Source organism: Tessaracoccus sp. O5.2, assembly GCF_964266725.1.
Lineage (GTDB): Bacteria > Actinomycetota > Actinomycetes > Propionibacteriales > Propionibacteriaceae > Arachnia > Arachnia lapidicapta.
This window is the reverse complement of the sequence record NZ_CAXWGV010000054.1, coordinates 61,008-72,441: the sequence shown is the minus strand read 5'-3', so window position 1 is coordinate 72,441 and position 11,434 is coordinate 61,008. Positions and strand designations below refer to the sequence as shown.

Here is an 11,434-nt window from a genome sequence, read left to right as displayed (position 1 = left end):
TTTCCCTATCCCTCGCCGAACCAGAGTGCGATCTCGCCGGCCGCCGACTCGGTCGAGTCCGAGGCATGGACCGCGTTGCGTCGCGTGGACTCGGCGAAGTCGGCCCGCACCGTGCCGGGGTCCGCCTTCGTCGGGTCGGTGGCGCCGTGCAGAGCGCGCACCCGGGCCACGGCGTCCTCGCCGCGCAGCACCATGGCGATGAGCGGCCCCTCCGTCATGAACTCGCGCAGCGGGGGGTAGTAGTCGCGCTCGACGTGTTCGGCGTAGTGCTGGTCGGCGAAGGCCGCGTCGATGCGGCGCAGCTCCATGCGCGCGATCTCCAGCCCCTCGTCCTCGTAGCGCGAGAGGATGGCGCCGACGCGGCCGGCGGCCACTGCGTCGGGCTTGATGATGACGAACGTCTCTTCGGTCACTGGCGCTCCTTGTCGCTGTGCATGGTCTCGAGCCGGCGGCCCAGCACCATGCAGGTCACCCAGATCAGGGCGAAGATGATACCCATGGCGTACATCCACGGGGTGAGGACGCCGAGGCCGATGATGACGGCCTGGGCCGCCCAGCCGACGAGGTAGCCCCACCGACGGCGCAGGCCCGCGATGCCGGCCACGCACAGCAGGGTGGCGACCGCGCACCAGAACGCGGCCACCGCGAGGCTGATCCCCTCGGCCTGGATCATGCCGATGTAGGCGAGCCAGATGACGACGACCTCGAACAGCAGGACCGACATCGCGGCCGGCCGCATCGGGTTGGTGGGTTCGAGCGTCATCACTCGTCACCGCGGGCCGTCAGGAGGTCCCGCGCCTCGCCCGCCGCGATCACGGAGCCGGCCACCAGGACACCTCCGTTCATGCCGAGCGTGTCGGCCAGCATCACGGCGATGTCCAGGGCCTCGGCCATGCCCGGGGCGCGGTGGACCTGCTGCGGCGGGAAGACGGACTCCGCGACCGCCGCGAGGTCCTCGACGGAGCGGCCGCGGGTCGTCGACGAGACGGTCGTGACCACGACGTGCTGCATCTGCTCGGCGAAGATCGTCAGCACCTCGTCGGCGTCCTTGTCCTGCATCATCGCCACGACGCCCACGAGGGGGTCGAACGAGTAGGCCTCGGCGAGGGCGTCGATGGTCGCGCGGGCGGCCGGCGGGTTGTGTGCGGTGTCGAGGAGGATCGGGGGCGAGGTGCGCACCTGCTCCAGCCTCGCGGGCGCCTCGACGGCGCCGAGCCCCTCGACGATGATCTCCGGGTTCAGGGGCTGCGACCCCAGGAACGCCTCGACGGCGGCGACCGCCAGCGCGGCGTTGCGGCCCATGTGCTCCCCGTAGAGCGGCAGGAAGACATCGCCGACCGGGCCGCCGGCGGTGTCGAGGCGCAGCACCTGGCCGCCGACGGCCAGCTGCCGCTCCAGCAGCCCGAAGTCCGGACCTTCCACGGCGATCGAGGCGCCGACGTCCAGGGCGCGCTGCAGCAGCACCCGGGCGGCCTCGGGATCCTGGCCCGCGAGAACGGCGCGGGAGCCCTCCTTGATGATCCCCGCCTTCTCTCCGGCGATCTCGGCCAACGTCGATCCCAGGATGTGCATGTGGTCCATGCCGATGGGGGTCACGACGGCGACGGCCGGATCCGCGACACTCGTGGCGTCCCAGCGGCCACCGAGCCCGACCTCCATCACGGCGACATCGACGGGGGCGTCGGCGAACGCGGCGTACGCCATCCCGGTGATGACCTCGAAGAACGTCATGGCGACGCCGTCGTGCTGCTGCTCGTCCACCATGGCGACGTAGGGCTCGATGTCGCGCCACACCTCGTCGAACCGCTCCTCGCTGATCGGCTCGCCGTCGATGCTGATCCGCTCGCGCACGTCGCTGAGGTGCGGGCTCGCGAACCGCCCGGTGCGCAGCCCTGCGGCGCGCAGCAGTGTCTCGATCATGATGGCCGTGCTGCCCTTGCCGTTGGTGCCCGCCACCTGGATGACCGGCACGGCGAGGTGGGGGTCGCCCAGCAGGTGCATGAGCGCGGCGATCCGCGAGAGGCTGGGCGCGACCCGGTGTTCCGGCCAGCGGGCGGTGAGGGCGGCCGTGAGCGCGGCGTGCGTGGAGTGAGTCATGGTGCCGCCCAGCCTACTGGGGCCGCCCCGCCGGACGCGCGTCGCGACGGGAGCCGTTGCGTGTGCCGGTTAGGATGGCGACGCCGCGGCCCCGCAGGGGGTCCGGCCCCGCACCGCCAGACCAGGAGCACACGTCGATATGGCCAACAACTCGTCGCTCAGCAAGCGCGCCGCCCTCCGGCAGCAGCAGGAACTCGAGGAGCGCAACAAGCGGACCCGCAGGATCCTCGCCGTCGGCGCCGGGCTCGTGGCGGTCACGGTCATCACCGTCATCGCGATCGTGATCTTTCAGGCCCTCGGCCGGAACGCGACGGTGGCTGAGGAGCAGCTGACGCCGCCGAACGCCACGGAGGGCTACGGCATCCTCCTGGCCGGCAAGGCGCCGCAGGAGGGCACCCCGCACCTCGTCGTGTGGGAGGACTTCCAGTGCCCCGCGTGCGCCGCGCGCGAGGAGGACTACGGACCGATCATCGAGCAGCTGGTCGCCGACGGGTCCATCACCGCGGAGATCCGCACCGCCTACTTCCTCGACGCTGGCCTACGCAACGATTCCTCGAAGCGGGCGGCGCTGGCGGCCGCCGCGGCTGCTGAGGTGGGCGCGTTCGACGAGTTCCACAAGGTCGTCTACGCCAACCACCCGGCCCAGGAGGGCCAGGGCTTCACCGAGGAGCAGCTGCGGGTCGACTTCCCTGCGCTGGCGGGCATCCAGGGCGAGGACCTCACGCGCTATCAGGAGCTGTACGACACTCGGGCCTTCGACGAGTTCACGACCAACGCCCACGACAAGTTCGGGACGGATCAGATCGGCTCGACGCCGACCTTCCTCGTGGGCGGCCAGCGCCTCGAATTCTACGACCAGGAGGCTCAGACGGTCCTCATCGAGCCCACCGTCGAGAGCATGCAGGCCGCCATCGACGAGGCGTTCGAGGCGAGCGGCCAGCAGCTGGACAGCTGACCCTCCGCGGGGCCACTAAGCCTCGATCCACCGATGAGCTGCTGAGGAGGTCGCTGTCGGCGGCAGGATGTCGGGGCTGGAGTGAGGGCGTGCAGGAGTTGCCGGTCTGCCCGGCTCTTCCACTGGGGTTCCTGCTTGTAGGGACTGGGTCTGTGGGTCAGATCGGCGCGGTCGCTCGGCGCGGGGCGAGGGCGTCGTAGAGCGCGGACCACGCTGTTTGCCATGGCCAGCCCTGTGGAAGGTGCAGGTGCAGGCGCCGGGCGGAGGAAGCAATACGTGCCGGGACGTTGATGAGCTTGCGGCGGATCGTTGCCGTGGTCGCCCGAGCCAGCCCCGGGGCGTTGGTCAGTGTCGCGGCGGCGCGGGTGAGGTTGAAGGCCATGACCGCGCAGACGAGCCAGGCAGCGTTGGCGTTGAAAACTCCCGAGGGCATGTGCGCCAGCGCGGAGGCCTTGAGGTCGGCGTGGACGTTCTCGATGATGGCGTGTGCCCGGTGGACCTTGTCGGCAGCCACGGTGTCGCGCTCGGCGGCGGGGGCGGTGGTGAAGAACGCGTGGAAGCGCCACGTATCGAACAGTGTGGCCTGCCCGTGGTTCTTCTTCGGGTTCAGGTCGGGGATTCGGCGCACCACCAGGCGGCCGGGGATCTGCTCGCTGGTCTTCTTGGAGGTGAAGGCGGTGAAGGGGATCTCGGCGACCTCGGCCCGCGAGATCCACCTGCCGCTGTCTTCGTCGTAGATCGCGTCGGTGTACTTGATCGTGGTCCAAGCATCGTCGCTGATGGCGGCGATGGCGCGCTTGACGGCCGGGTCCATCCGCACGGTGACCGATACGTGCGCCCCGGTCTTGAGCGCGGCGGTGACCAGGGCGTGGGAGTAGAACGCTGAGTCCGCGCGCACCAGCACTGGCCGCCCGGCCAGGCAGGTGCGCCGGATCAGAGCCAGGGTGTCAGTGGCCAGGCGGACCGCTCCGCGCGGGGAGCCGGCCGAGCCCTTGCGCAGCCGCTGGGCGGCGATCACCGGGGCGATCTGCTCGGTGCTCACGGTGGCCAGCAGCGCATTCAGGCCACGCACTCGGGTATAGCCGAAGGATGCTCCCTGCTTGTGGTGGCCGTGGACCTCGATGATGGTGTCGTCGATGTCGACCATCACCGTGCCGCTGTCCCCCTCGCGGCCCAGGAACTCGGAGCGCTCGACCAGGGCAAGTGCGAACCGTGAAGCCACCGCGTCAGCCTGACGCACGTGTCCGAAGGTGAAGGCGCGCAGGAAGGAGCCCAACGTCGAGGGAGCGTAGGCACGGTCGAAGATCTTGCCCATCGCCCCGTGGCGCAGCAAGGCCATGTCATCGATGCTGTCCGCCCCGGCGGCCATACCCGCCACCAACGAGGCAAGCTTCAGGCCCGCGTTGGCCCCCTTGTCCCTCGCCACGCTCAGGTGCTCATCTCCCAGCCGACGCAGCCCGGCCTCCTGAGCCAGAGCCATCAATGGGACCAGCCCGGCGGCCGACACGAGGTTGGGCTCGTCAAACGTCGCTGAGACCACTGAAGGGGTGTGAGACAGTTGCATCTACGAGATGCCCTTCTTGAGCGGGTTATGCGGACCTTAGACAAGTCGCATTTTCCCAGGTCAGGAGGGCATTCTCACTCTCCCACGCCGCCCACCGGACACAGTCGATCGGTGGATCGAGGCTAAGATCGGGGCCCATGACCGCATCGACCGCTCAGCGCGCTCTGCCCGACAAGCCCGTCCTCGAAGGCCTGGAGGCCAAGTGGGGCGAGGTATGGGCTGAGGAGGGCACGTACGCGTTCCGCCGGCCCGCCTCCCGCGACGACGTGTTCAGCATCGACACCCCGCCTCCGACGGTGTCGGGTTCGCTGCACGTCGGGCACGTGTTCAGCTACACGCACACCGACACGATCGCCCGCTATCAGCGGATGCGTGGCAAGCGCGTCTTCTACCCCATGGGCTGGGACGATAACGGCCTGCCGACCGAGCGCCGGGTCCAGAACTTCTACGGCGTGCGGTGCGACCCGTCGATCCCGTTCGACGCGGGGTTCCAGCCGCCGGCGAAGCCTGACCCCAAGCGGCAGGTGCCGATCAGCCGCGCCAACTTCATCGAGCTGTGCCACGAGCTGACCGCCGTGGACGAGCAGGCGTTCGAGGACCTGTGGAAGCAGCTCGGCCTCTCGGTGGATTGGTCGACGCTGTACACGACCATCTCCGCGAGCTCGCAGGCGGTGGCGCAGAAGGCGTTCCTCCGCAACCACGCCCGCGGGGAGGCCTACCTCAGCTACGCACCGACGCTGTGGGACGTGACGTTCCACACCGCTGTCGCGCAGGCGGAGCTGGAGGCCCGCGAGTACCCCGGCGCGTACCACCGCGTGGCGTTCCACCGGGCGGACGGCGAACCCGTCTACATCGAGACCACGCGGCCGGAGCTGCTTCCCTCGGTCTGCGCCCTGATCGCGCACCCCGACGACGAGCGCTACCAGCCGCTGTTCGGCAGCACCGTCACCTCGCCGCTGTTCGGCGTCGAGATCCCGGTGCTCGCCCACCCGGCGGCCGAGCCCGACAAGGGCGCCGGTATCGCGATGTGCTGTACGTTCGGCGACCTCACCGACGTGCAGTGGTGGCGCGAGCTCAACCTGCCCACCCGGACGGTCATCGGCCGCGACGGCCGGCTCCAGGCCGAGACTCCGGAGTGGATCGTCAACGCCGGCGCCTACGAGCCGCTCGCCGGCAAGACGGCCTTCTCCGCCCGCGAGGCCACCGTGGCCATGCTCCGCGACTCCGGCGACCTGGACGGCGAGCCGAAGCCGACCACGCGCATGACCAACTTCTACGAGAAGGGCGACAAGCCGCTCGAGATCGTGGCAACCCGCCAGTGGTACATCCGCAACGGAGGCCGCGACGAGGACCTCAAGCAGCAGCTGCTCGAGCGCGGCCGCGAGCTGCGGTGGACGCCGGAGCACATGGCGCACCGCTACGAGAACTGGGTCGGCGGCCTCAACGGGGACTGGCTGATCTCTCGACAGCGGTTCTTCGGGGTGCCGTTCCCTGTGTGGTACCGCCTGGACGGCGACGGCGAGCCGGACTACGAGAACCCCATCGTCGCCGACGAGGCCTCGCTGCCGATCGATCCCGTGACCGACTGCCCGCCCGGCTTCTCCCCCGACCAACGCGACCAGCCCGGCGGCTTCATGGCCGATCCGGACGTCATGGACACCTGGGCCACGTCGTCGCTCACGCCGCACCTCGCGACGGGATGGGAGCGTGACGACGAGTTGTTCGGGCTCACCTTCCCCATGGACATCGCCCCGCAGGCGCACGACATCATCCGCACCTGGCTGTTCTCCCGCGTGGTGCGGGCGCACTTCGAGAACGGATCGCTGCCGTGGAAGCGGGCGACCATCTCCGGCTTCGTGGTGGATCCGGACCGCAAGAAGATGAGCAAGTCGAAGGGCAACGTGGTGGTGCCCACCGACATCCTCGACAAGTACGGCTCCGACGCCGTCCGGTGGCGCGCCGCCATGGCCCGGCCCGGGATGGACTCGCCGTTCGACGAGACGCAGATGAAGGTCGGCCGCCGCCTCGCGATGAAGGTCCTCAACGCCGGGAAGTTCGTGTTGACGCTGGCGCAGGACCCGGGCGGCCTCGCCGCAGTGACCAACCCCGTCGATCTGGCGATGCTCGCTGGGCTGCGCGACGTCGTCGCCGCCGCCACGAGCGCGTTCGAGGAGTTCGACTACACCACCGCGCTCGAGGCGGCCGAGTCCTTCTTCTGGTCCTTCTGCGACGACTACCTGGAGCTGGTCAAGGAGCGCGCCTACGGGGCGCAGGCCACGGCCGAGGAGGCCGCCTCGGCGCAGGCTGCGCTCGCGTTGGCGCTGGACGTGCAGCTGCGGCTGTTCGCGCCGATCCTGCCCTTCGTGACCGAAGAGGTCTGGCGGTGGACCCGCGACGGCTCGGTGCACCTGGCCGCGTGGCCGTCGGTGGACGAACTGCCCGACGGCGACTCCGCCCTGCTCGCCGACGTCGCGACCGCGCTCATCGCCATCCGCGGCGCGAAGTCCACGGCGAAGGTCTCCATGAAGGCCGAGGTGGCGCGGGCGGCGTTCTCCGGCCCTGCCGCCGTCGTGTCGCGGCTGCGCACCATCGAGCCGGACCTGCGCGCCGTCGGGCGGCTGGTCGGCGACGTGACGTGGGCCGAGGGCGACGGCCCCCTGACCGTGGAGGTCGACCTGGCCGACCAGGCCTGATCCGGCGGCGCTGCGCCGGCGCGTGCTAGAGCCCCAGGCGCTCCAGGTACGCGTTGGCGAAGCGCCGCTCCGGATCCAGGCGGCGGCGCAGATCGCCGAAATCCGCCCACCTCGGGTACCGGGCCGCCACGTCATGGCCGGGCAGCGTGAAGACCTTGCCCCAGTGCGGGCGCGCCGAGGCCGGGAGCGCCCGCTCGATCTCGGGGAGCAGCTGGCGCACGGCCGACTCGTCGGGCCGCCACGTGAAGTGGAGGCCGACCGTGTCGCGTCCCTGCGCGGGCGAGAGCCACAGCCCGTCCGAGGCCATCGTGCGGATCTCGCACACGAACAGCAGGGGCGCGATCCGCGGGGCGAGGTCCTGCACGGCGCGGATGGCGTCGACGGCGTCGCCGCGGTCCACGAGGTACTCCGACTGCAGCTCCTCCCCCACCGACGGGGTGAACTCGAGGCGGAAGTGGGGCAGGCGGTCGTACCAGGGGCCGGGCGCGCCCAGCTGGGGCGTGCACGGCGTGGGGTCGATGCCCGCGATGGGGTGCCGGGGTCCGTCGGCGGGGCGGCCGCCCGCGTGGCGGATCGCGGCGTCGTCGACGTCCCCGCCCGACTTCACCCACACCTGTGACACGACGGCCGGATCCTGCCAGTGAGTGAACATGCTGACGCTGTCGCCGGCGTGCGGAGCGTGCCGGGCGCCGTCAGCCTCGGCTCCTCGCCCCGGAGCCGGGCCAGCGACACGTGGACGCCCGGGGTATCGGCGATGTCGTTGAAGCAGTGCCGGGATCCCAGGGCCCGGACCCGCGGCTCGCTCGCCACCAGGGCGGTCAGGTCCTCCACGGAGACCGGTTCAGCGACCCGCGACGAGGAGTAGCTGACGTTGCCCACCCAGTTCCGCTGCGTCACCGCGCCCCCTCCGGCCGGCCGAAGCGGGCCGGGCCGAGCGACGGCGGGACGGACGCGGGCCGCTCCTCGAGCCGCGTCAGCGCCTCGTCGACGGCGCGGTCGAGCTGCTCGTCGGCGTCGGACTCCCATTCCGCCGGCCCCATCTCGACGACGATGTCCGGGTCCACGCCGTGGTTCTCGAGCGAGAACCCGTGTCGGTCGAAGGCGATCCAGTATCTCGGCTGCGTCACCTCGGTGCCGTCGACGAGCGCGAACCGCCCGTCGATCCCGATGACGCCACCCCAGCTGCGCTCCCCGACCACCGGTCCGAGGCCCAGCTCCTGCGCCGCGGCGGTGACGATGTCGCCGTCGGATCCCGCGTACGCGTTGGTGAGGAAGATCACCGGACCTCGCGCCGCCTGGCTCGGGTAGGTCGTGACGTCGTCGTGGTGCCGGGCACCGTTCCAGCCCACGGCGCGGCGCGCCAGCCGCTCGATCACCAACTCCGACGTGTGCCCGCCCGCGTTGAAGCGCACGTCGACCACGACGGCCTCGCAGCGCATGGCGGCGTCGATGAGCCGGTGGAATTCCGCCCAGCCTCGGGCGACCATGTCGGGGACGTGCACGTAGCCCACCCGGCCGCCGGAGCGGCGCCGCGTGTACTCGACGCGCCCCGCCACCCATTCGTGATACCGGAGCGGGCCCTCGCTCGCCGTGGGGACCACCGCCACGCGGCGACGCTGCCGACCCTGCACGAGGGTCAGCTCCACGACCTTGTCCGCGGCCCCCTGCAGGAGCATGCCGATGTCGGCCACGTCCGCGGTGGAGCGGCCGTCGACCGCCGCGATGACGTCGCCTGGGCGCGCCGCGACGCCGGCGGCGCGCAGTGGTGAGCGGGCCGTCGGGTCGGACGTCTCGCCGGGCAGGATCCGCGCGATGACCACCTCGCCCTTGGCGTTGCGGGTGAACTCCGCCCCCAGGAACGCGACGTGTGCCGCGTCGTGGTGCGCCGACGGCGGATCCACGTAGGCATGCGAGGTGTTGAGCTCCCCGACGGTCTCCCACAGGACGTCCACCAGGTCGTCGTGCGTGGCGATCCGGTCCAGCAACGGCCGGTACCGCGCCGCGACCGCGGCCCAGTCCGTCCCGTCGAAGTCGTCGCGCCAGAAGTGGTCGCGCATGAGGCGGGCGTTCTCGTCGAACATCTGCCGCCACTCCGCGGCGGGGTCGATGTCGCGCCGCAGGCGGCCGAGGTCCACGGGGATCTTGGCGTCGTCGCCGTCCGGCTCGTGGTCGGACTGCTGCACCCACACCTCGTCGCCGTTGCGCACGACGAGGTGCCCGCCGTCGCCGCTGACCGCCGCACCGTCGCAGCCGTCGACGACGACCGTGAGCTTGCGGGTCTTGAACGAGAAATGCTCGATCTGATCCTTGACCTCGCCCTCGACGCCGGCGCGCAGGGCCCCCAGCTCGCCCGTGGCGCGCACGGAGAGCCACACGAGCCCGTCCTTCGCGGCCTGCAGGTGGGCGTAACGCCCGGACGGCACGGGCAGCGGCACCATGCGGTCCTCGACGCCTTCCGTGTCGAACACGACCGCCGGCTCCTCCGGCTGGTCCTCGCCGTCCTTCTTGGGCTTGTCGCTGTCGTCGCCGTCCTCGCCGTCGCTGACGGGCCAGCCCTCGGCGGACGGGCCGAAGGGCGCCGGTTCGGCGGCGCCCAGCGGGACCAGCCACGGGCGGGTGGTGTTGGTGAAGGCCAGGTCGAAGCCGAGCTCGTCGTAGGTGGGATCGATGGTGCGGCTGGAGAGGAAGCACAGGTGCTTCCCGTCGCGCGTGAACACGGGCGAGAAGTCGTTGAACTGGCCGCGGGTCAACGTGAAGGCCCGGTCCTCGGTGAGGTCGTGTCCGACGAGCTGCCCCCGGGTGCCCTCGTTGGCGATGGCGTTGCGCCAGACGAGATAGCGGCCGTCGGGCGACCACGTCAGCCCCGTCGGCTCTCCCGCGGGCGAGCGCCCGATGCGCTTGACGGATCCCCGCGCGACGTCCACGAGCGACACGGTGCCGTCGTGGCTGCCCACCGCGATCTTGGTGCCCTCCGGGTTGGGTTCGAGCGTCATGATCCGGCCCAGGCGGCCGGTGCCCAGACGGCGAGCGGCGCCGTATCCGTCGAGCTGCCGGATCTCCAGGGCGTCCTCGCCCGTCTCGTCGGTCACCCAGACGCCGCGGCCGGTGCCTGCGAGGAACCTCGGCTCCCGGATGCGCGCGCCGGGGACGTCGGCGACCGCCCGGCCGGGGCCGCCGCGATGCGTGAGGAGGTACGCGGCGCCGCGCCACTCCACGAGCGAGGTGTCGCCGCCGCGGTCCGGCGCGATGACCTCGAGGCGGTCCGTGGGCGCCACCGGCATCGGCTGCGGCCGGCCCACCGGGACCGTGACGTCGACCCGCCGCGCCTCGGCGTCCAGGGAGGGCAGGTGGTAGACGGCGCCACGGGAGTGGTAGACCACGCCGGCCCCGTCGCTGGTGGCGTCGCGCACGTAGCCCTCGGACTCGGTGTGCGCGGTGTGGCTGCGCAGGTCACCGCCGGCGGCGTCGACGGACCAGACCTGGGCCTGGACGGCGGGACCGTCGCCCAGGTCCGAAGTGAAGACCAGCCGGTCCCCCACCCACGTGGGGTGGAACAGGCCCGCCGTCTGGTCGGCCAGCAGGCGGGTCCAGTCCCCGCGCCCATCCGGCGACGTGTAGAGCCGCGCCGCCATGCCGCCGCGGTAGCGCTTCCACCCCGAGGGGTCCCGGAAGTTGGCGGAGGCGACGGCCACGCGGCCGGACGCGTGCACCGCGGCCGAGGTCGCCAGGCCCCAGGGGAGCCGGGTGAGCTGCCCGTCGAGCGACAGGGAGTACATGGCGGAGTCGACGCGGTGGAAGCCCTCGTGCTGCGAGCACACCAGGATGTGCGAGTCGTCGAGCCAGCCTGACACGAGCATGGGGCGGCCGCTCAGCCAGGTGAGACGCCGGGTGCCGCCGTCGAGGTCGACGACGTGTGCGTCCCAGCCGCCGTGCGTCGTCGCGGTGAAGGCGACGCGTGAGCCGTCGGGAGAGAACCGCGGGCTGCGGGGCGTCTCCTCGCCCAGCGTGATGCGGGCGGCCCGGCCCCCGTCGAGTGGGGCGAGCCACAGGTCGTCGTCGGCGACGAAGACGAGCTGGTCACGGTGCAGGTGCGGGTAGCGCAGGTAGCCGTCAGTCACCGGCCCC

The 11,434-nt window shown here is 71.5% G+C and carries 8 protein-coding genes; 2 read left to right on the top strand and 6 right to left on the bottom strand.

The features are described from left to right. Positions 1-5: 5 nt before the first annotated feature. From ndk to ACFQPD_RS13560, 3 genes are read right to left on the bottom strand one after another with little or no spacing between them, the layout of a single operon-like run. On the bottom strand, positions 6-413 hold the full coding sequence (gene ndk, locus ACFQPD_RS13570; RefSeq protein ID WP_353081756.1) for a nucleoside-diphosphate kinase: 408 nt from the start codon (positions 411-413) through the stop codon (positions 6-8). After that, positions 410-763 carry a DUF4233 domain-containing protein gene (locus tag ACFQPD_RS13565; protein ID WP_068751037.1) on the bottom strand — a complete coding sequence of 118 codons (354 nt, stop codon included), beginning with the start codon at positions 761-763 and terminating at the stop codon, positions 410-412. Before ACFQPD_RS13565 ends, ndk begins: the two co-directional genes overlap by 4 nt. Further along, positions 763-2,097: a bifunctional folylpolyglutamate synthase/dihydrofolate synthase gene (locus tag ACFQPD_RS13560; RefSeq protein ID WP_385901302.1), complete on the bottom strand. Its 1,335-nt coding sequence runs from the start codon at positions 2,095-2,097 to the stop codon at positions 763-765. The genes ACFQPD_RS13565 and ACFQPD_RS13560 overlap by 1 nt, the downstream gene beginning before the upstream one ends. Before the next feature lie 139 nt (positions 2,098-2,236). Between ACFQPD_RS13560 and ACFQPD_RS13555 the strand changes: the two genes are divergently transcribed. Beyond that, positions 2,237-3,052: a thioredoxin domain-containing protein gene (locus ACFQPD_RS13555; protein ID WP_353081753.1), complete on the top strand. Its 816-nt coding sequence runs from the start codon at positions 2,237-2,239 to the stop codon at positions 3,050-3,052. 157 nt (positions 3,053-3,209) lie between these two features. Here the strand turns inward: ACFQPD_RS13555 and ACFQPD_RS13550 are convergent, their stop codons facing one another. Beyond that, positions 3,210-4,616 (bottom strand): IS1380 family transposase, encoded by a 1,407-nt coding sequence (locus tag ACFQPD_RS13550; RefSeq protein WP_385901300.1) that lies wholly within the window; start codon positions 4,614-4,616, stop codon positions 3,210-3,212. A gap of 137 nt (positions 4,617-4,753) precedes the next feature. Here ACFQPD_RS13550 and valS point away from each other — a divergent pair, with 137 nt between their 5' ends. Further along, positions 4,754-7,309 carry a valine--tRNA ligase gene (gene valS / locus ACFQPD_RS13545; RefSeq protein ID WP_385901299.1) on the top strand — a complete coding sequence of 852 codons (2,556 nt, stop codon included), beginning with the start codon at positions 4,754-4,756 and terminating at the stop codon, positions 7,307-7,309. 25 nt (positions 7,310-7,334) lie between these two features. On the opposite strand, the gene ACFQPD_RS13540 is transcribed toward valS, so the two are convergent. Together ACFQPD_RS13540 and ACFQPD_RS13535 are read right to left on the bottom strand one after the other, a co-directional pair. Then, positions 7,335-7,961: a D-arabinono-1,4-lactone oxidase gene (locus ACFQPD_RS13540; RefSeq protein ID WP_385901298.1), complete on the bottom strand. Its 627-nt coding sequence runs from the start codon at positions 7,959-7,961 to the stop codon at positions 7,335-7,337. A 241-nt stretch (positions 7,962-8,202) separates the two neighbouring features. After that, positions 8,203-11,427, bottom strand: a complete 3,225-nt coding sequence (locus tag ACFQPD_RS13535) for a S41 family peptidase (RefSeq protein ID WP_385901296.1) — start codon at positions 11,425-11,427, stop codon at positions 8,203-8,205. Between the last annotated feature and the right edge of the window lie 7 nt (positions 11,428-11,434).